Source organism: Morganella sp. Je.2.23 (assembly GCF_051129855.1).
GTDB lineage: Bacteria > Pseudomonadota > Gammaproteobacteria > Enterobacterales > Enterobacteriaceae > Morganella > Morganella sibonii.
In genome coordinates, this window is the sequence record NZ_JBCPSQ010000003.1 from 220,411 (window position 1) to 240,932 (window position 20,522).

The window sequence follows — 20,522 nt, forward strand, 5'->3', positions numbered from 1 at the left end:
TTTTAATGCAGTACTGCATCATTGTATTATTTTGATTTATAGTTATTTTTTTATTTATCCTCTCTGACTTTATTATATTCATCATTGGCTGATAATATTATCGCTATATACTTGTATCTATAGCGATAAATTGATTTCATCTTGATCCCGCTCAATATGCCGGTATTTCACTCATTTACACTGAACATGTAAAAATATTACCTGTTCACATCGGTCACACCTGAAATATGAGAAATAAATGCAGGAATATACCTGACTATTTTATCTCAGCCAGTGATACCCGCCGGAGCGTTTCCGGCAGCGTACGTTAAGGAATCTTCTATGATTTACCCGCTGACAGAACAGACCCCGGTTTTACAGCATAATGCGGCGTTGCAGCGGTATGTCAGGCGCTATGCCGATATTGAAAAACAGACACAGCAGGCCATTGCGCAGTACGGATTACCATTTGAAGCACCCCGCCGCCGCCGGGCGGAAACGGATGCACTGCGCCGTGAAGTCAAAGCGCTGGGGGCGGTTTTTGCCAATAACGGCAAGAGTATTCACAGCCGCTGGCTGTCATCCGCGTGTGTGCAGTGCCGCACCGGTGAGGGCAGTTACACCACATTTTTATCACTGAAATGTCACCGCGACTGCTATTTTTGCTTCAATCCGAATCAGGAAAATTACGATGGTTTTCAGCATGAGATGCGTGATGCCATTGGTGAAGTGAATGCGATTGCCGGAGAAGGGTATCCGCTTACTCACATTGCGCTGACCGGCGGCGAGCCGCTGCTGTTTCGTCAGGAGAGCATCCGCTTTTTTGAGACGGTACAGGCGAAGTTGCCCGGCGTTCATACCCGGCTGTATACCGCCGGTGATCCGCTGGATCGCAATACCGCGCTGGCACTGGCGGCAGCCGGTCTGAAAGAGGTGCGTTTCAGTATCAAAATTGATGATCCGCCGGAGAAAATTGAAAAAGTGCTCAGCCGGATAGCGCTGGCACGGGAGATTTTTCCGGATGTGATGGTGGAAATGCCGGTGATCCCCGGCAGTGAAGAGCAGATGTATGACCTGCTGCTGAAACTGGATGCTATCGGCGTGAACGGCATCAATCTGCTGGAATTCTGTTTTCCGCTGACCAACAGCCCGGCCTATCAGGAACGGGGCTTTGCCCTGAAAAATCCGCCTTACGAAGTTTATTACAATTACTGGTATGCCGGTGGTCTGGCGGTGGCGGACAGTGAACTTGCCTGTCTGCGGGTACTGAAATTTGCCCTCGAAAATCAGCTTTCCGCCGGTGTGCATTACTGCTCACTGGAGAACAAACACACCGGCCAGGTGTATCAGAGCAACGCGTTTCTCAGCGCGGAGCCGTATTACCTTTTTTCTCCCCGCGATTATTTTTTCAAAAGCGCGAAGGTGTTCGGTGAGGATTGCGCTGCTGTCGCGGCGGTGCTGCGTAAAGCAGATGCACCCTTCCGGGAAGATCTCCTGCACGATTTTTTACAATTCAGTCCTGAATCGATTATGCACCTGACGGAAACCCCTGAACTGCCTGTTCTGCTGACATCCCATATTGCGGAGGCCGATGAGCAGGGCAATCCCCTGATTAAAGAAGTGCGGGTTGAACTCACCACGCCCGCTGAATTTTCGCCCGACGATATCCACGGAGGTATGTGTGAACAGTGATGACCGGGACCCGGATTATCTGTATGCGCGTCAGTTTGCTTATGATGTTCTGCGCCGTCTGCTGACGGACGAGCCGACAGCAGAACTGCTGGTTTATCTGCGTGATGAGGGGCTGTCACTGTTTCCGGCAGATGACTCGCTGCCTGCCATGCAGAGTGCGCTCGATGCCATGCGGGATGATCTGAACACCCGCATGCTTAAACAGGGGGCATCTGATTTTGAGGCGCTGCACTGGGACTTTACGCGTTTGTTTATCGGACCGGAATCACCGCCTGCGCCGCCGTGGGAGTCAGTTTATGTCTCCCGCGACAAACTGCTGTTTCAGGAGAGCACCCTGAACGTGAAAACCTTTTATCAGCAGCACGGTTTTCATCTGCCGGAAACGGAGTATGAGGCGGCGGATCACATCGGCTATGAACTGGATTTCCTGTGGAAGCTGAGTGAGCAGGCATCACAGGAACTTGACCGTGAACAGGCGATATGTGAGCGCATTACCGCACTGCTGGCGGTTTCATCTGAATTTATGCAGGCACATCTGCTGGCGTTTATCACACCGTTCTGCCGTGAACTGAATAATCACGCGGAAACGGGGTTTTATCGTCAGCTCAGTACACTTCTGGAAGTCTTTGTCCGGAATGATTATAAAAAAATCAATGAATTAATAAACTTACAATAATAATTTAAAAACATGATGATGAGGTAAGAGCAATGTCAGACAGACAGAAAACCGGCGTAACCCGCCGTTCATTTCTGAAATGGACGTCGGCAGCATCCGCCATGGCGGCACTGCCGCTGAGCAGACAACTTCATGCCGCCACCCCGGCACCGGCACAGACCACCCCGCAGCACCTTCAGCCGCCAAAGGGCAGTGGAAACCTGTCGCCTGCTGGCATAACTGCGGCGGCCGCTGTGTTAACAAAGCACTGGTGGCTGATGGCGTGGTGATCAGACAAAAAACCGATGATGTGGTGGCCGATTCCCCGGACTTCCCGCAGCAGCGCGGGTGTCTGCGCGGCCGCTCCCAGCGTAAACAGGTGTTCGGGGCTGACCGCCTGAAATACCCGATGAAACGTAAAAACTGGGCACCGGGCGGCGGGGATAAAACCCTGCGCGGACGCGATCAGTGGGTGCGTATCAGCTGGGATGAGGCGCTGGATATTGTGGCGTCCGAAACCAAACGCATTACCGGACAACACGGCAATGAATCCCTGTGGGTTACCGGTGGTAACGGTACGGATTTTCAGAGTGTATTCTCTGCCGCAGGCGGTTTTACCGGTGACTGGGGGACGACTTCCTGGGGGGCGTGGTTTGAAACGCCGGCACATCTGGGGCTGCTGGAAGGGTTCTACACCTTCGGCACCAATGACCGTTTTGATATGCGTAACTCACAGCTGATTGTGATGTGGGGTGCGAACCCGGCGTGGTCCAGTCCGGGCAGTCCGACTTATAACTATTATCAGGCGAAAAAAGCCGGAGCGCGTTTTATCAGTATCGACCCGAGCTATACCGCCACCGCAGAACTGATGGATGCAGACTGGTATCCGATCAACCCGGGTACAGACCACGCGCTGGCGCTGGGGATCATGCATGCACTGCTGGAGATGGACAGCCCGGAAAATCCGCTGATCGATTGGGAATTCCTGCGCCGCTGCACTGTCGGTTTCGATGAAAGCAATATGCCGTCAGGGGCTGATCCGAAGAAAAACTTCAAAGATTATCTGCTGGGTACCTATACCGGCAAACCGACCACTCCGGAATGGGCAGCAGAGATCTGCGGTATCTCCGCATCGGATATCCGCTCGCTGGCACGTCAGATTGGCGGCACACAGCGCGTGGCGCTGTTAACCGGCTGGGCACCGGCACGTATTCATAACGGTGAGGGATGGGTTCAGGCATTTTCAACACTCGGCTTTATGACCGGCCATATGGGCCGCCCGGGCCGCATGACCGGCGCGTGTTGTCACTATGCCGCCGGGAACAACGGCACCCGTCTGGTGATGGCCGGTGCGAACGGCTTACCGGCGGTGAAAAACCCGGTCAGTCTGAAAATCAACCACAATGAACTGAACCGCGCCCTGCTGGAGAAAAAATTCCGTCAGCGCGGTGTCGGGGATGTGGATGCCAATATTCAGATGATTTTTCATCCGTTTAACGCCACCTTACAGACCCGCGCCAATATTATGCAGGGGATTGAGGCTTACCGCAGCGGTGTGGAATTTATCGCGACCGCAGCCTATGTCCCGCATACCTGTGCGAAATATTCGGATGTGATCCTGCCGGTGACAACCGAGTGGGAGCGCGAGGGTACCATTCTTAACCCGAGTAACCGTGAAGTAATCATTGCTGCGGTGAATGTGACCCCGCCGCTGTATGAAGCGAAAAGCGACCAGTGGATCGCGAAAGAGCTGGGTAAACGCCTGGGTGTCAATGTGGACGAGATCTTCCCGATCTCCGAAAAGCAGCAGTTCTTCAACAAACTCAACGGTGCAACCATCATTACCGAAGATGGCGTTACCAAAGCGCCGCTGTTCACCATTACGCAGGCGGATATTGATGAATGGCAGGTGACCGGTACGCCGCAGGAAGGACGTATCACGCTGAATGAATTCCTGACCAAAGGGAAATATCAGGTGGAGCGCACTGCGGATGATAATTACGGTTATATTGCGTATGAGGACTTTATCCGCGATCCGGCGGCGAATCCGCGCCCGACGCCGAGCGGTAAGTTTGAAATCTACTGCGAAACGCTGACGGAGAAAGCGAAAGAGTGCGGCTGGACAGAATTACCGCCAATCGCCGAATACATCCCGTCTGCGAGCGGTTATGAAGCCAGTTTTAAAGATTTCAGCAAAAAAGAGAAAGGGGATTATCCGTTCCAGGTCTATAACCCGCACTATCTGCGCCGTTCACACAGTACCCTGGATAACGTGCCGTGGCTGCGTGAGCAGTGGCCGAGCCCTATCTATATTAATGCCTCCGATGCCAAACGTCTGGATATCAAACAGGGTGAAACGGTTCTGGTGACCAGCCCGCAGGGCAAAATCCTGCGTCCGGCACTGGTGACCCAGACCATGAAACCGGGTGTGGTTGCACTGCCGCACGGGAGCTGGACCAATGTGGATGAAACCACCGGGATCGATATGGCCGGGGCGGATAACTCCCTGACGATTCAGGTACCGACCGGGCTGGGCACCTCCGGGTGGAACACGATGCTGTGTAATATCGAAAAATGGCACGGTGAGCAATTAACTGACGATGCGCGTCTGCCGCAGCGGATTATCGGATAAGGGGCACAGACATGGATAAGCAAGTTGGATTTTATATAAATGTCGCCGCCTGCATCGGGTGCAAAACCTGTGTTGTGGCGTGTAAGGATAAGAACGATCTCGAGGTCGGGCGTAACTTCCGCCGGGTGTATGATATCGAGGCCGGGGAGTATCCGCGCCCGCGCCGCTGGCATCTCTCCATTGCCTGTAACCATTGTGATGATCCGCAGTGTGTCAGCCATTGCCCGACAACCGCGATGCATAAGCGGGAAGAGGACGGGGTGGTGCTGGTGGATCATGACAAGTGTGTGGGCTGCCGTTACTGTACCTGGGCCTGTCCGTATGAAGCACCGCAGTTTGACCCTGCGCTCGGTATGATGACCAAATGTGATACCTGTCTGGATCTGCGGGAGCAGGGCGGCAATCCGATGTGTGTGGATTCCTGCCCGATGCGCGCCATTGAGTTTGGTCTTATCAGCGAACTGCGCAAAAAATACGGTACCAATGCCGATATCGGCGGTTTGCCTAACTCATCCGTTACCCGGCCGAACCTGGTTGTCGGCACCAAAGGATAAGGAGAATGATCATGCATGAACTGCCTCTTGTTATATTCACCTTATTTATGCAGGCTTCGGTCGGCTGTCTGGTGATCACGTTACTTTGTTACTTCCGCCTGTTCGGCTGCACGGATGCCCGCACCGCGATGAAATGGGTGCGCGTTCCGCTGGTTGTCTCTTTCCTGCTGGGCTGTGCCGGTCTGCTGGGTTCCCTGTTCCATATGGGGAATCCGTTCCATATGTTTTATACCATGCTGCACGTTTCTGACTCGTGGATGAGCCGTGAAGTCTGGGCGACGGCTGTTTATATGGCGCTGCTGTTCTTCAGTGTCGCGCTGCTGCTGTTAAAACAGAAAGTGAACGGCTTCCTGCTGCTGTTAAGTGCAGTGGCGGGGCTGGTGTATATGTATGTGATGTCCGCGCTGTACGCAAACACCCTGTTTAATCTGTGGGGCGGACTGTTTACCTATACCGGGTTCTTCGGTTCCGTGCTGCTGACCGGCGGAATGATTGCCGGACTGCTGCTGGTAACTGCACTGGGTTATGCCCGTGAGGATGTGCTGATTCAGCGTGTGGTGAAGATTGCGCTTGCGGCGGGCGTGGCGGGATTGCTGCTGATACTGCTGAGTGCGCTGTCGCTGACCGGTAACATCGGTGAGCCGATCTATGCCGGAATGACACCACGGGTTATGCCGGAAGGGTTGCTGAACCTGCATATTATCCGTGTGGTGCTGATCGGACTGGGAATGTTCTTTGCCGGACGTCTGCTGTGTCAGAAAAATGCACAGGTCACTCACGGCACGCTGATGATGGCACTGGCGGTTATCTGTGTCTTTGCCGGTGAAGCGGTCGGGCGTGTGGTGTTCTTCTCGCTCGGCGGGTAATACGCGGTATGAAACAAAGATCCGGACGCCTTCACGTCCGGATTTTTTATCAGCGGGTAAGAATGACATCCCCTAAAATATTATCTTTCAGCAGGCCGCCGTTTTTGGCCTGGAACAGCACAAAATCAATATCCCGCGCCTGATAGCGCTCGCGCAGAATCGTGGTGATCTCTTTGATTGCTTTCCCCTGCAATAATCCGTCAATCATCATCGCCAGCAGCAGAGACTGATCACGGTAGGTCAGCGGATTGAGTGAACCCATCACCCGGTTAAGGTAGTGATCAAAGATTGGCAGCGGGTTTTCCGGGAGCTCGCGGTTCAGTTTGATCTGCACATCGATCACCGTATTAAAATCAATACCGTAGTATGCAATCCGGTCACGCAGATCATTGACATAGCGATCAATATCATCGGAATACAGCGTGCTGATCGTGCCGCTGAAATTAAACAGATTCATGCCGTTCAGGCGCTGTAAAATATAAATGGCAATATAGAGATTGTAGCGTGACGGGATCAGCAGGCAGTTATCAATCCACCAGACCAGCACATGATGCGGGCTGATACTGTCATCAATATATTTGACCGGCGGATAGATCATAATATCGGTATCTGTTAACTCGCCGAGATGTGTCTGGATCAGATTATCCACCTGACGCCAATCCAGCCCGCCGCTGCCGCAGCCGAGTGCCGGAATGGCCACGGATTTCAGTCCCTGTTTTTTAATCAGGGCTTTCAGCTCGCGCAGTCCGCTTTCGATAAATTCATAACCGGAAGGGGAGTCCCATTTATCGCGGGTCGGGAAGTTGATCACTTTCCGGCCGTGTTCGTCCGTAACTGACAGCTGACCGGCGCCTATTTTATTTTCTTTGCATAAAGCTTCATAGGCGTGTGCGTTGACCGGATAATCCAGTCTGAACTGATAGGCAATTCCCTTTCCCATGACGCCCTGACAATTAACGGCATTTACCAATGCCTGCGCATCAGATCTCAGTAAATCACCTTTGAGGTATTTAATCATCGTTACAGTCCGTTTTATATTTCAGTCTGCAATATTGTCGCCTGCTATGACGCTGACGGGTATAGGAATTTTCTTGGGTTTACGGAATAAGAATAGTCACGGAGAAATAAGTAATAATAACAGGGAATATAAAAATGAATTAAATATGGAGGAATTTAAAATGAAGAGTGAGATAAAATAAAACAAAAATATAATATGCCGCATAATAAGCGGCATATTATTAACATGATATATTCATATCAGGTATTATTTATCTTCTCACACAATTCTTCCGCAGCCTTTAACAGCCGCGGCGTGCCGCGCTGGAACCAGTCGGCATTGATAGTAATAACCGGCACATCAAGCTGCGGAGACCAGAAGCGTTTTACATTCTCCACTTCGCGGTCATCCCCTGAGATCAGGATCATCGCCGGTCTGCGGGTCAGTACCTGCTCACGATTGACCTGCGGCCAGGGAACCGGGCTGTCGGCAAACACGTTTTTACCACGGCACAGTGTGACCACTTCGCTTTGCAGGGTGTTGCCGGATGCGGTAAAAATCGGGTTCTGGCCGAACTGGAGAAAGATCCGTTTTTCCGGTTTATCACCGTAGCGGGCTTTCAGGGTTTCAATCCCGCTGCGCATATCTGAAGCAGCTTGTTCCGCCAGGGCCGGTTGCGGACTGTAAGAAGCAAGGCGATCCAGATCATCCGCAATTTCACCGAGGTTGTGCGGATCAAAATACTCGACTTTTATCCCGAGATGCTCCAGCTGACTCAGCGGGCGCTGCGGGTTGCCGCCGCGCCAGGCCATGATCAGATCCGGCTTCAGGGCAATAATACGTTCAAGATTCAGTCCCTGCCAGCTGGACACCTGTTCGATGTTTTTTGCTTCCGGGGGGGAATCCGCGTTGGCACTGACGCCGACCAGGTTATCTCCCAGACCGGCGGCATAGGCCATCTCCGCCAGTGACGGGGAGAGGGCGATCACCCGCTGTGCCGCAGCCTGTGCTCCGGCGGATGCCAGCAGAAACAGCAGACCGGCGAAGCGCAATGATCGTCTGATCATTTCAGCGAATCAATATTGGCGAGGATTTCCGCCACCATCAGGGAAGACTGCTTTGCCGCCAGCGGCAGAAACTCATCAAAACTGAGGTGAGAGGCTTTATCTGCCACATCAGAAATGGCGCGAACCACCACAAACGGTACCTGATACTGATGGCACACATGGCCGACAGCCGCACATTCCATTTCCACCGCCACCACGGACGGGAACGTTGCACGGATACGCGCCAGCGGCTCTGCGCCGTTAATAAAGGCGTCACCGCTGCAAATCAGGCCGCGTACGGCGTTCAGGCCGAGCGTCTGAATGCATTTCTCAGTCAGTGCAATAAGACCGGCATCAGCGATAAAGGCAGGCGGGCATTGTGCCATCTGGCCCGGCTCGTAGCCGAATGCGGTAACATCCGCGTCGTGATAACGGACTTCGGAGGAGACAACAATATCGCCGACATTCAGGTGCGGGGCGAGGCCACCGGCAGAACCGGTGTTAATCACCACATCCGGTTTGCACAGCTCCAGCAGCAGGGTGGTACCGATGGCGGCCGCCACTTTACCGATACCGGATTTGAGCAGGGCGACATCAACACCGTTGATCTGACCGGTATAGATTTCACAGCCGCCGTGGCGGAGGGTTTGCATGTTGGTAATCTGATCACGCAGCAGGGTTACTTCCTGCTCCATCGCACCTATGATACCGACTTTCATTATGTCATACTCCCTGAATAGAAATTGAACTGCATAATAACGGATTAGCAACAGTTTATCACTGAATCCCGGCGGGCGGTGTCTTTTCCCGTGCGGATAAAAAGACGGAGGCGACGTGCCGGTGATCGATTTTAAAAAGAAGCTGAATTTCCACCGCCAGTTTGGTGCTTCAGCGGCGGAATCCGCAGAAGAGTTTCTGGTGAATCAGGCATTTGAAAGTGATCGCGGGCGCATCATCAATTCCGCCGCTGTCCGTCGTCTGCAACAGAAAACCCAGGTTTTTCCGCTGGAGCAGAATTCCGCTGTCCGCAGCCGTCTCACTCACTCTCTGGAAGTACAGCAGGTCGGGCGCTATATCGCCAAAACCATCCTCAGTCAGCTGAAACAGTCACAACAGCTGGAAGAATATGGCCTGGATGAGCGCACGGATGCTTTTGAAAGTGTGGTGGAAATGGCGTGTCTGATGCATGACATCGGTAACCCGCCGTTCGGCCATTTCGGCGAGGCAGCGATTCAGAAATGGTTCGGCAGTCTGCTGGGTGAACCGCAGACCGGCGGGGAAGATAACTGTCAGATTACCGCACTGCGCCCGACCGGTTCACCGCAGGCGGATAATCTGCGCCGTCAGCTGCGCCGCGATTTATGTCAGTTTGAGGGGAATGCCCAGGGAATGCGGATGGCGCACCATCTGCTGAAACTCAATCTGACATTTGCCCAGATAGGCAGTGTGCTGAAATATACCCGTCCCGCCTGGCAGTTAGAGCCGGTGCCGGAACAATTCGATTATCTCACCAAAAAACCGGGCTATTACTGGTCTGAAAATACCCTGATTCAGCGGCTGCGCGATGAGTTACAGCTCGGTGAATTCTGCCGTTTTCCGCTCAGTTATATTATGGAAGCCGCGGATGATATCTCGTATTGCATTGCTGATCTGGATGATGCTGTGGAGAAAGGCATTCTGACCCCGGATACGCTGGTGACGTATCTGCGCCAGGAGTGGCGGGCGCTGGAAGGCTCAGAGGATTCCGCCCTGTTCCGGGATACGGTGGAGCTGGCTTACCAGTCGCTTACCCGCAGTCATCACCGCAGCCCGCAGGATCAGTTTTTCATGTATCTGCGGGTCTATATCACCAACAAACTGGTGCCGTACACCGCACAACGCTTTATTGATAATCTGCCTGCGGTGTTTGCAGGCACTTACAATCAGGCGCTGCTGGAAGATAAAAGTGAAGAACACCGCCTGCTGAAAACCCTGAAACGGGTCGCGTTTAAGTATGTGTTTACCCATCACGAAGTGGAAGAGCTTGAATTGCAGGGATTCAGAATCATCAATGGTCTGCTGGATTTCTACCGGCCATTATTAATGATGCCGCAGGCCGATTTTGCGGATCTGGTCCGTGAAAATTTCCACAAATACTATTTTATCGAAACCCGGCTGTTGCATAAGCTGTCACGCAAGCAGCGGGCGGCTTACAGTGAAGCGGTTGCCGCACTGGCGGAACACCCGCCGGAAGAGCGGACGATCCTGGAATTTTATTACCGGGCCCGGCTGATTCAGGATTATATCAGCGGTATGACCGACCATTACGCTTACGAAGAATACCGGCGTTTCTCTGTTTGTCAGTAAGCTGCTGATTAATGGCAGCACTTTCTCACAAATGACCTGACAATTCCGGTTCAATATTACCGGAATTGTTGCTACGATTAATCTGCAGTTGTTGCTGAAATAGATTCACTGTATTCGGTGGCGGATATCTGTTATTTAAGGAAGAAATATCAAAACAATTTGCGATGCAAATGTTAATGAATATAAAACAAATTGTTATTATTTCTTATTTTTTATATGTGCATCATATTATTGCAGCCTGAATATGTTTCAGGGACTATACCGTCGCACCAAATGTATTAACCGGGATTACATCACGTATGCAAAAAGAGTATCGGGTCGGGATTGAATTTGAATATTGGCTGACGTTGTACCGGAATAAAAGTGCCGCCGGTATTAAATCTTTTGACAATATTACCTTGTCAGAGCTGGAGCCTGCACTGAATAACCGTCCGGGGATGGATGATGCCTCGCTGCATAAAGGGGATGCGGGCATTAAAGCCGGTTACTGGTATGTTGAGGGCGATGAGCGTTTTTCGCCGGAAGGTCAGCTTGTTGCACAGGTTATCAAAGGGATAGAAATCCGTACCCCGCCGGCAGAGTCAGTAACGGCAGCATTAAATTCCCTGCAAACGATAGAAATTCAGCTGAGTGAGCGCCTGAAGGACTGCGGGCTGGGACTGGGGATCAGCGCTTATCACCCGGTTTCGCCGCGCTATCAGTTTAATCCGCCGCTGAATGCGTGGGAAAAAAACTTCCGCGAGGAACATGCCGCATTCCGCCATGCCGACCTGGTGATGCAGACCTGCGGGCCGGATATCAATATCTCCGTACCGGAAATGAGCGATGTCCGTGTTGTCCAGGCAGTAGAAAAACTGACCTTTTTCGCGCCGTATCTGGTGGCTCTTTCGCTGAACGGCCCGCTGGAAAACGGACAGTTATGGGGCGGTTTATCCCGCCGTACCGCACTGCGTAGTTGTCATCGTCCGGCCTGCAAAGGGTTTCTGACCAACTCGGCGGTGTATCCGCATGACTTTATTTACCCTGCGCGTAACGAGGGAGAGCACGGGCGGATTGAGTTCAAAGCGTTTGATGCCGTTCCCGATCCGGCGCTGCTGGGTGCATTCTGCGCGTGGGTTCTCGGGCTGGTGCTGGATGATACCATCTCCTTTAATTACGGCGTGCAGCCGGATTCCCGCTTTAATGCGATTGCCCGTGGTCCGTTTGCGGATCTGACCGTTTCCACGGTGGCGGAAACGCTGCTGAACGCCGCCCGACGGGCGCTGGAACAACATGGTCTGCTGCATGAAGCTGACCGGCTGCAGTTACTCAGTGAACGTCTGGCAAACAGAATGACGCCTGCGGATGAAATGATCACCCGTTTTATGGTCAGTGGTGAGTTAATGCATTTCGGCGGGCTGTGGCCGGATCTTAATGCGTAACACCGTCATATCAGGATACATTTTTGTTACCGGCAATAATAAACCGTTATTTTTTTAATAACGGTTTTTTTTGCGGTAAAAAAATCAGCACTGGTAAGTTCATGTAAATTTAATATTTATCAGAGACTGATCCTGCGTATTATTCACAGAATACTGCTGTTTCTGACAGCATTAATAATGAAACCGGCAGCACGACGGTATAACGATAAATATTATTTATCATTTTAATAAATAGTGCTGAGGTGCTATCCGGCATTATGGTATCATCATCAGCTCGTATTTTTACCGGTTTACAGCGTGTAACCTGCAGCGTACCCGAATAATCCGTTGGTCAATACGCTGCTTTATGGGAAAATCACCGGCCTCACAGACAACGTTTTTTATCATTATGGCGCAATTTTATTCTCAGCCCCGTCAGGCCCCGCGGCAGTCCCGTACTGTCACTGTCACCGCTGACTCTCTCGATGCTCTCGGGCAGGGCATTGCCCGCCTTCAGGGCAAAACTGTTTTTATCCCGGATCTGATGCCGGATGAGTCCGCACAGGTCAGGCTGACGGAAGAAAAGCGCCACTACGCCAAAGGCAGTGTGGTGAAACGTCTGTCTGATAATCCGGCACGCCGCAAACCGGCCTGCCGTCATTACGGACAGTGCGGCGGCTGTCAGCAGCAGCACATTCCGGTTGCAATGCAGCGGGAAACCAAAGCTGCTTATCTCTCTTACCTGCTGACCCGCGAAACGGGTGAGGCGTGCGGGGATATCCCTGTACTGAGCGGGGAAGAGTACGGCTACCGCCGCCGGGCGCGGCTGGCACTGGTGTATTCCCCGAAAACAAAACAGCTGACCATGGGATTTCGTCAGGCGCAGAGCAAATCAACGGTCGCCGTAAAACAGTGTCCGGTACTGGTTCCGCGTCTTGAAGCATTGCTGGTACCCTTACAGGCCTGTCTCGCGTCGCTGGCTGCCGCACCGAAACTCGGTCATGCGGAACTGGCGGATACGGAAAGTGGTCCTCTGCTGGTGCTGCGCCATCTGGCGCCGCTCAGTGATGCGGATATGTCGGTACTGACGGCATTTTGTTCTGAATACAGCACTGCGCTTTATTTGCAGGGCAGTGCGGATACTCCGCCTGTGTCAGTTTGTGCGCAGTATCCTCCGTATTACGCGGTGGCCGGGTTAAAATTACAGTTCAGCCCGCAGGATTTTATCCAGGTGAACGGTGACCTGAATGAGCAGATGGTCGCACAGGCGCTGAACTGGTTGGAGCTGACAAAACACGATCGCGTGTTAGATCTCTTCTGCGGGATGGGAAACTTTACGCTGCCGGTAGCGGAACGCGCCGGTGAAGTTGTCGGAGTGGAGGGCGTGGAAGCGCTGGTCCGCACGGCCCGGGAGAATGCCCGTCTCAATCATCTGGCGAATGCCGCGTTTTATCACGCGGATTTGTCGCAGGATATTACCGGGGAGCCGTGGGCGGCTTCCGGGTTTAATAAAGTATTACTGGATCCGGCACGAGCCGGGGCGGCTGAGATTATGCCGCATATTGTTGCGCTTTCCCCTGAGCGCATCGTTTATGTTTCCTGCAATCCCACAACACTTGCAAGGGATAGTCAGGTTCTGCATGGTGCCGGGTATCACCGGAATGCTGTCCGCATGCTGGATATGTTTCCGCAAACCGGCCATTTGGAGTCGATGGTGCTTTTCACGAAGACACCACCGGTCAGTCAGTAGGGAGAATGTATGGTCGCGGTAAGAAGTGCGCATTTAACACCGGCCGGTGAGTTTGACCCGGCACACTGGATTAACAGCCTCGGGCTGCATAACCCGGTGACGGGTGAAAAACTGGAAGAGGTCTGGCATTACTGTCATCAGCAGGTTGATGGTCATCAGGATGCGGCGCTGTTGTTGGGGCGCGGTATTGAGATGGTGGAAATTTTATCCACCCTCAGTATGGATCTCGACAGTCTGCGTGCAGCGTTGCTTTTTCCGCTGGCCGAAGCGGAGATCCTCGGTGAGGAAGAGATAAGCGAAGCCTTTGGCTCCGCTATCTGGCTGCTGGTCAAAGGTGTGATGGATATGGATGCTATCCGTCAGCTGAAAGCCACCCATAATGACGAAACCAGTTCGGTGCAGGTGGATAACATCCGCCGCATGCTGCTCTCCATGGTGGAAGATTTCCGCTGCGTGGTTATCAAGCTGGCGGAGCGGATCGCCCATCTGCGCGAAGTCAAAGATGCCGGTGAGGACGAACGCGTTCTGGCCGCCAAAGAGTGTTTCAATATTTATGCCCCGCTGGCAAACCGCCTCGGGATCGGGCAACTGAAATGGGAGCTGGAGGATTACTGCTTCCGTTATCTGCACCCGGATGATTACAAACGCATTGCCAGCCTGCTGCATGAGCGCCGTCTTGACCGCGAAGAGTATATCGATAATTTTGTGACGTCACTGCGTGAGGACATGAAAGAAGAGGGTATTCAGGCAGAGATCTACGGGCGGCCGAAGCATATTTACAGCATCTGGCGCAAGATGCAGAAAAAATCACTTTCTTTTGATGAACTGTTTGATGTCCGCGCCGTGCGGATTGTGGTGGAGCGTCTCCAGGACTGCTACGCCGCACTCGGGATTGTCCACACCCATTTCCGTCATCTGCCGGATGAGTTTGATGACTATGTGGCTAATCCGAAACCGAACGGCTATCAGTCCATTCATACCGTGGTGCTGGGGCCGAAAGGCAAAACCCTGGAAATTCAGATCCGTACCCGGCAGATGCATGAAGATGCGGAACTCGGCGTTGCGGCGCACTGGAAATACAAAGAAGGTACCGCAGGCGGCGGGAAAACCGGCAGTTACGAGAACCGCATTGCCTGGCTGCGTAAACTGATTGCGTGGCAGGAAGAGATGGCCGATTCCGGCGAAATGCTGGATGAAGTGCGCAGTCAGGTGTTTGACGACCGTGTTTACGTCTTTACCCCGAAAGGGGATGTGGTGGATTTACCGGCCGGCTCCACGCCGCTCGATTTCGCCTACCATATCCACAGCGATGTGGGGCACCGCTGCATCGGTGCGAAAATCGGCGGCCGTATCGTGCCGTTCAGCTACCAGTTACAGATGGGCGATCAGATTGAAGTCATCACCCAGAAACAGCCGAACCCGAGCCGTGACTGGCTGAACCCGAACCTGGGTTATGTCACCACCAGCCGCGGGCGGGCAAAAATCCATAACTGGTTCCGCAAACAGGATCGCGATAAAAATATTATTGCCGGACGGCAGATGCTGGACAACGAACTGGCCGCGCAGGATATCAGCCTGAAAGAGGCGGAAAAACTGCTGATCGCCCGCTATAACGTTCATTCGCTGGATGAAGTGCTGGCCGGTATTGGTGTCGGTGATATCCGTATCAACCAGTTGTCGAACTTCCTGCAAAGCAAGCTGAACAAACCGACAGCGGAAGAAGCCGATCGTGAAGCCCTGAAAACCCTTGAAAAAGCGCCGCCGGCCAAACCGGCACCGGCTCACCAGAGCAGCGGCCGCATTGTGGTTGAGGGTGTCGGTAACCTGATGCATCACATCGCCCGCTGCTGCCAGCCGATTCCGGGGGATGATATTATCGGTTTTATCACCAAAGGCCGGGGGATCTCCATCCACCGCGCGGATTGTGAACAGCTGGCGGAATTGCAGGAGCAGGCACCGGAGCGTCTGGTGGAAGCAGTCTGGAGCGCGAGTTACTCCAGCGGCTATTCTCTGGTGGTGCGGGTGGTGGCAAATGACCGCAGCGGTCTGCTGCGTGATATCACCACGATTCTGGCTAACGAAAAAGTGAATGTTCTCGGGGTGCGCAGCCACAGTGATGTGAAACAGCAGATTGCCACCATCGATATGGACATGGAAATTTACAATATCCAGACCCTCAGCCGTGTGCTGGCAAAACTGAACCAGCTGCCGGATGTGATTGAGGCCAAACGCCACACTCAGTAAAACGGCCGGAAATCGGTTACACTGAAAAGCAGACCAAGGTCTGCTTTTTTTATCACTCGCGGAAATCATATTCAGGAACTAATCACATGTCTGTATCAGTTGAACGCCTGCTGGCGATCATGTCGCAGTTACGCGACCCGGAAAACGGCTGTCCGTGGGACAAAGCGCAAACTTATGCCACTATCGCCCCTTACACCCTGGAAGAAACCTATGAGGTTCTGGATGCCATTGAGCGGGCTGATTTTGACGATCTGAAAGGTGAGTTAGGTGACTTACTTTTTCAGGTGGTGTTCTATGCACAGATGGCGAAAGAAGAAGGGCGTTTTGACTTTGAGGATATTGCCGCCGCGGTCAGCGATAAACTGACCCGCCGCCATCCGCATATTTTTGCCCGTGAGCAGGGGATCGGCGCGGAAGCGGCTATTTCCGGCTGGGAACAGCGCAAAAGTGCGGAGCGCGCTGAAAAATCACAATATTCTCTGCTGGATGATATCCCGGCAACACTGCCTGCCCTGATGCGAGCCTATAAAATCCAGAAACGCTGTGCGTCAGCCGGATTTGACTGGGACACACTCCCGCCGGTGCTCGGTAAGGTGTACGAGGAACTGGATGAGGTGATGGAGGAAGTGAATCAGCCGCAGGTGAATGATGAGCGTGTGGCCGAAGAGCTGGGGGATTTACTGTTCGCAGTGGTGAATTTTTCCCGTCATCTGGGACATAAACCGGAAATGGTGTTACAAAAAGCCTGCCGCAAGTTTGAAAACCGTTTCCGGCAGGTGGAGAACGATATCGCCGCCCGCGGACTGACGATGGAATCAGCAACACTTGATGAAATGGAGAAAAGTTGGCAGGATGTTAAATCCCGTGAGGGGTAAGCTTAATGCTTTCAGCTAATGATTTTACCGGAGAATGAAAAGTTTTTTATAAAATGTAAGACGTTGATTAGTTAGTGTAAAAAGGCGGTTTTTACCGCCCCGGGAGCGACGGATAACCGAAAAGAGGTGACGAGATTATTTGTCGCCAAAATAAGGTTAGGGTATACTATTTTCCCGTCCTGTTATATCCATCATCTATTACACCTAAACTTTCAGGTTCAGCATGAAAACTAATTATATTTTTGTGACCGGCGGGGTCGTATCCTCTCTGGGTAAAGGCATTGCCGCAGCCTCTTTAGCGGCTATACTCGAAGCCCGTGGACTCAATGTCACCATGATGAAACTGGATCCGTACATCAACGTCGATCCGGGAACCATGAGCCCGACCCAACACGGGGAAGTTTTCGTCACTAACGACGGCGCTGAAACTGATCTCGACTTAGGTCACTACGAGCGCTTCATCCGCACCAAAATGACCCGCCGTAATAACTTTACTACCGGACGTGTTTACTCTGAAGTCCTGCGCAAAGAGCGCCGCGGCGACTATCTCGGTGCCACCATTCAGGTTATCCCGCACATCACCAACGAAATCAAAGACCGTATCATCCGTGGCGGTGAAGGTCATGACGTGGTGCTGGTGGAAGTCGGCGGGACTGTCGGTGATATCGAATCACTGCCGTTCCTGGAAGCTATCCGTCAGATGGCGGCGGAAGTCGGCCGTGAGCACACCTTATATCTGCATTTGACTTTGGTTCCGTATCTGGCCGCAGCCGGTGAAGTAAAAACCAAGCCGACTCAGCACTCAGTAAAAGAATTATTATCCATCGGAATTCAGCCGGATGTGCTGATTTGCCGTTCAGACAGAGTGATTCCTGCTAACGAACGTGCGAAAATCGCGCTTTTCTGTAACGTTCCTGAAAAAGCGGTTATCAGTCTGAAAGATGTCGATTCCATTTATAAAATCCCCGGCCTCTTGAAATCCCAGGGATTAGATGATTATATCTGTAAACGATTCAGCATTAATGCTCCGGAAGCAGATCTCTCCGAATGGGAGCAGGTGATTTATGAGGAAGCCAATCCGTCAGGTGAAGTCACCATCGGGATGGTCGGCAAATATGTTGAACTGCCGGATGCCTATAAATCTGTTATCGAAGCACTGAAGCACGGCGGCCTGAAAAACCGCGTTACTGTGAACATCAAACTGATTGATTCTCAGGATGTGGAAACCCGCGGTACAGAACTGTTACAGGGACTGGATGCGATTCTGGTGCCGGGCGGCTTCGGTTCCCGTGGTGTGGAAGGCAAGATTATGACCGCCCGCTATGCCCGCGAGAACAACATTCCGTATCTGGGCATTTGCCTGGGGATGCAGGTGGCACTGATTGACTTTGCCCGTAACCTGGCCGGTATGGAAGATGCGAACTCCACGGAATTTGATGCTGATTGTAAGTACCCGGTCGTCGCGCTGATTACTGAATGGCGTGATGAAGACGGCAATATTGAAGTCCGCAGCGAAGAGAGCGATCTCGGCGGTACAATGCGTGTCGGCGGTCAGTTATGCCACCTGACGAACAATTCTCTGGTTCGCCGGATGTACGGCAAAGATGCGATTACTGAACGTCACCGTCATCGTTATGAAGTGAACAACATGTTACTGAAGCGTCTTGAAGATGCAGGTCTGCTGGTTGCCGGCCGTTCAGTGGACAACAAACTGGTGGAAATCATCGAGAACCCGAATCATCCGTGGTTTGTGGCTTGTCAGTTCCATCCGGAGTTCACCTCTACCCCGCGTGATGGTCATCCGCTGTTTGCAGGTTTTGTCAAAGCGGCCTCTGATAATCAGAAAGGTCTGCTAAAATAAGATGTGAGGTGAGTGACCGGCCGTAAGTGCCGGTTACTTATCTGAAAATTTAACTTGTACTGAGGAAAACCTAATGTCCAAAATCGTTAAAGTGATCGGCCGTGAAATCATCGACTCCCGCGGTAACCCGACTGTAGAAGCTGAAGTACACCTGGAAGGCGGTTTTGTGGGTATGGCTGCTGCGCCGTCAGGTGCATCCACCGGTTCCCGTGAAGCACTGGAACTGCGTGACGGTGATAAATCACGCTTCCTGGGTAAAGGGGTTCTGAAGGCTGTCGGCGCGGTAAATGGTCCGATTGCACAGGCGCTGCTGGGTCAGGATGCCAAAGATCAGGCTAAAGTTGACCAGATCATGATCGACCTCGATGGTACTGAAAACAAATCCAACTTCGGTGCAAACGCGATTCTGGCTGTGTCTCTGGCAAACGCCAAAGCCGCTGCGGCATCAAAAGGTTTACCTCTGTACGCACACATCGCAGAACTGAACGGCACGCCGGGCAAATACTCTATGCCGCTGCCGATGATGAACATCCTGAACGGTGGTGAGCACGCTGATAACAACGTGGACATCCAGGAATTCATGATTCAGCCTGTCGGTGCACCTTCTCTGAAAGAAGCTGTCCGTATGGGTTCTGAAATCTTCCATCACCTGGCGAAAGTGCTGAAAGCGAAAGGCATGAATACCGCAGTGGGTGACGAAGGTGGTTATGCACCAAACCTGGGTTCTAACGCTGAAGCGCTGGCTGATATCAAAGAAGCTGTTAAAGCAGCAGGCTACGAATTAGGTAAAGACGTTACCCTGGCGATGGACTGTGCCGCTTCTGAGTTCTACAACAAAGAAACCGGTATGTATGAACTGAAAGGTGAAGGCCGTACCTTCACATCTCAGGAATTCACTCATTACCTGGAAGAACTGACTAAAGAGTATCCGATCGTCTCTATCGAAGATGGTCTGGATGAATCTGACTGGGATGGTTTCGCGTATCAGACTAAAGTCATGGGCGACAAAATCCAGCTGGTCGGTGATGACCTGTTCGTGACCAATACCAAGATCCTGAAAGAAGGTATCGAAAAAGGTATCGTTAACTCCATTCTGATTAAATTCAACCAGATCGGTTCACTGACCGAAACACTGGCTGCTATCAAAATGGCAAAAGAAGCCGGTTACACCGCGGTTATCTCTCACCGTTCCGGTGAAACCGAAGATGCCACCATTGCAGACCTGGCAGTCGGTACCGCAGCAGGCCAGATTAAAACCGGTTCTATGAGCCGCTCTGACCGTGTTGCCAAGTACAACCAGCTGATCCGTATTGAAGAAGCGCTGGGTGAACGTGCACCGTTCCACGGCCGCAAAGAGATCAAAGGTCAGTAATTGTTACTGTGAATGTTAAAAAAGGTGTGTCCGGCGGACACACCTTTTTTTATGACTCCGTTATCTTATCTTACGAATATTTCCCCGGTTTTTATCCATTCCCTCAATGACTAAAACTGGTCATTTACCATGCTATGACAAGTTTTTTTACTTATTCTGTTGCCTCAGATCGCAAAATGGACGTTTTGTGATGTATTTTGTTATTAATACTTTTTATATTTCACATGAAGATAAATTGTTTAACATTTTTAGC

At 52.1% G+C, this 20,522-nt stretch carries 16 protein-coding genes; 13 read left to right on the forward strand and 3 right to left on the reverse strand.

The window, feature by feature from the left end; genetic code table 11:
• Window positions 1–321 precede the first annotated feature (321 nt).
• The 6 genes from AAZR23_RS13250 (at window position 322) to AAZR23_RS13275 (ending at window position 6,378) form a co-directional block, all read left to right on the forward strand.
• The gene (locus AAZR23_RS13250) at window positions 322–1,671 is read left to right on the forward strand and encodes a radical SAM protein (RefSeq protein ID WP_434693102.1); all 1,350 of its coding nucleotides are present in this window, start codon (window positions 322–324) and stop codon (window positions 1,669–1,671) included.
• Window positions 1,661–2,347, forward strand: coding sequence for a TorD/DmsD family molecular chaperone (locus AAZR23_RS13255; RefSeq protein ID WP_046895120.1), 687 nt, complete (start codon window positions 1,661–1,663; stop codon window positions 2,345–2,347). Before AAZR23_RS13250 ends, AAZR23_RS13255 begins: the two co-directional genes overlap by 11 nt.
• A 32-nt stretch (window positions 2,348–2,379) precedes the next feature.
• Window positions 2,380–2,616: a twin-arginine translocation signal domain-containing protein gene (locus AAZR23_RS13260; RefSeq protein WP_434693105.1), complete on the forward strand. Its 237-nt coding sequence runs from the start codon at window positions 2,380–2,382 to the stop codon at window positions 2,614–2,616.
• 119 nt (window positions 2,617–2,735) lie between these two features.
• Window positions 2,736–4,958, forward strand: a complete 2,223-nt coding sequence (locus AAZR23_RS13265) for a molybdopterin-dependent oxidoreductase (RefSeq protein ID WP_434693263.1) — start codon at window positions 2,736–2,738, stop codon at window positions 4,956–4,958.
• Between the two features lie 11 nt (window positions 4,959–4,969).
• Window positions 4,970–5,512: a DMSO/selenate family reductase complex B subunit gene (locus AAZR23_RS13270; protein WP_112550366.1), complete on the forward strand. Its 543-nt coding sequence runs from the start codon at window positions 4,970–4,972 to the stop codon at window positions 5,510–5,512.
• An 11-nt stretch (window positions 5,513–5,523) separates the two neighbouring features.
• Entirely contained in the window at window positions 5,524–6,378 is an 855-nt protein-coding gene (locus tag AAZR23_RS13275) for a dimethyl sulfoxide reductase anchor subunit family protein (protein WP_434693108.1), read from the forward strand.
• 49 nt (window positions 6,379–6,427) lie between these two features.
• On the opposite strand, the gene AAZR23_RS13280 is transcribed toward AAZR23_RS13275, so the two are convergent.
• From AAZR23_RS13280 to mtnN, 3 genes are all read right to left on the reverse strand, one after another.
• Window positions 6,428–7,396 (reverse strand): macro domain-containing protein, encoded by a 969-nt coding sequence (locus tag AAZR23_RS13280; RefSeq protein WP_052926401.1) that lies wholly within the window; start codon window positions 7,394–7,396, stop codon window positions 6,428–6,430.
• 239 nt (window positions 7,397–7,635) lie between these two features.
• The gene (gene btuF / locus AAZR23_RS13285; RefSeq protein WP_434693111.1) at window positions 7,636–8,442 is read right to left on the reverse strand and encodes a vitamin B12 ABC transporter substrate-binding protein BtuF; all 807 of its coding nucleotides are present in this window, start codon (window positions 8,440–8,442) and stop codon (window positions 7,636–7,638) included.
• A complete protein-coding gene (gene mtnN, locus AAZR23_RS13290) occupies window positions 8,439–9,140 on the reverse strand; it encodes a 5'-methylthioadenosine/S-adenosylhomocysteine nucleosidase (protein ID WP_072871926.1) in 702 nt (233 codons plus the stop codon). The genes btuF and mtnN overlap by 4 nt, the downstream gene beginning before the upstream one ends.
• Window positions 9,141–9,255: 115 nt before the next feature.
• Between mtnN and dgt the strand changes: the two genes are divergently transcribed.
• From dgt to eno, 7 genes are all read left to right on the forward strand, one after another.
• Window positions 9,256–10,767, forward strand: coding sequence for a dGTPase (gene dgt / locus AAZR23_RS13295; protein ID WP_434693114.1), 1,512 nt, complete (start codon window positions 9,256–9,258; stop codon window positions 10,765–10,767).
• Window positions 10,768–11,066: 299 nt separating this feature from the next.
• Window positions 11,067–12,188, forward strand: a complete 1,122-nt coding sequence (locus AAZR23_RS13300) for a glutamate-cysteine ligase family protein (RefSeq protein WP_434693117.1) — start codon at window positions 11,067–11,069, stop codon at window positions 12,186–12,188.
• Window positions 12,189–12,534: 346 nt separating this feature from the next.
• Entirely contained in the window at window positions 12,535–13,917 is a 1,383-nt protein-coding gene (gene rlmD, locus AAZR23_RS13305; protein ID WP_247717316.1) for a 23S rRNA (uracil(1939)-C(5))-methyltransferase RlmD, read from the forward strand.
• A 9-nt stretch (window positions 13,918–13,926) separates the two neighbouring features.
• A complete protein-coding gene (relA, locus tag AAZR23_RS13310) occupies window positions 13,927–16,161 on the forward strand; it encodes a GTP diphosphokinase (protein ID WP_046895127.1) in 2,235 nt (744 codons plus the stop codon).
• 86 nt (window positions 16,162–16,247) lie between these two features.
• Complete coding sequence (mazG, locus tag AAZR23_RS13315) at window positions 16,248–17,036, forward strand: nucleoside triphosphate pyrophosphohydrolase (RefSeq protein WP_046895128.1); 789 nt, start codon at window positions 16,248–16,250, stop codon at window positions 17,034–17,036.
• Window positions 17,037–17,259: 223 nt separating this feature from the next.
• Window positions 17,260–18,897 carry a glutamine hydrolyzing CTP synthase gene (gene pyrG, locus AAZR23_RS13320; RefSeq protein WP_046895129.1) on the forward strand — a complete coding sequence of 546 codons (1,638 nt, stop codon included), beginning with the start codon at window positions 17,260–17,262 and terminating at the stop codon, window positions 18,895–18,897.
• A gap of 73 nt (window positions 18,898–18,970) precedes the next feature.
• Window positions 18,971–20,269, forward strand: a complete 1,299-nt coding sequence (gene eno, locus AAZR23_RS13325; protein ID WP_166707122.1) for a phosphopyruvate hydratase — start codon at window positions 18,971–18,973, stop codon at window positions 20,267–20,269.
• The last annotated feature ends 253 nt before the right edge of the window (window positions 20,270–20,522 follow it).

Coding starts and splice junctions, on each gene's coding strand:
- AAZR23_RS13250 (WP_434693102.1), top strand. CDS start 322: ATGATTTACCCGCTGACAGAACAGACCCCGGTTTTACAGCATAATGCG.
- AAZR23_RS13260 (WP_434693105.1), top strand. CDS start 2,380: ATGTCAGACAGACAGAAAACCGGCGTAACCCGCCGTTCATTTCTGAAA.
- AAZR23_RS13265 (WP_434693263.1), top strand. CDS start 2,736: ATGAAACGTAAAAACTGGGCACCGGGCGGCGGGGATAAAACCCTGCGC.
- AAZR23_RS13270 (WP_112550366.1), top strand. CDS start 4,970: ATGGATAAGCAAGTTGGATTTTATATAAATGTCGCCGCCTGCATCGGG.
- AAZR23_RS13275 (WP_434693108.1), top strand. CDS start 5,524: ATGCATGAACTGCCTCTTGTTATATTCACCTTATTTATGCAGGCTTCG.
- AAZR23_RS13280 (WP_052926401.1), bottom strand. CDS start 7,396: ATGATTAAATACCTCAAAGGTGATTTACTGAGATCTGATGCGCAGGCA.
- btuF (WP_434693111.1), bottom strand. CDS start 8,442: ATGATCAGACGATCATTGCGCTTCGCCGGTCTGCTGTTTCTGCTGGCA.
- mtnN (WP_072871926.1), bottom strand. CDS start 9,140: ATGAAAGTCGGTATCATAGGTGCGATGGAGCAGGAAGTAACCCTGCTG.
- AAZR23_RS13300 (WP_434693117.1), top strand. CDS start 11,067: ATGCAAAAAGAGTATCGGGTCGGGATTGAATTTGAATATTGGCTGACG.
- rlmD (WP_247717316.1), top strand. CDS start 12,535: ATGGGAAAATCACCGGCCTCACAGACAACGTTTTTTATCATTATGGCG.
- relA (WP_046895127.1), top strand. CDS start 13,927: ATGGTCGCGGTAAGAAGTGCGCATTTAACACCGGCCGGTGAGTTTGAC.
- mazG (WP_046895128.1), top strand. CDS start 16,248: ATGTCTGTATCAGTTGAACGCCTGCTGGCGATCATGTCGCAGTTACGC.
- pyrG (WP_046895129.1), top strand. CDS start 17,260: ATGAAAACTAATTATATTTTTGTGACCGGCGGGGTCGTATCCTCTCTG.
- eno (WP_166707122.1), top strand. CDS start 18,971: ATGTCCAAAATCGTTAAAGTGATCGGCCGTGAAATCATCGACTCCCGC.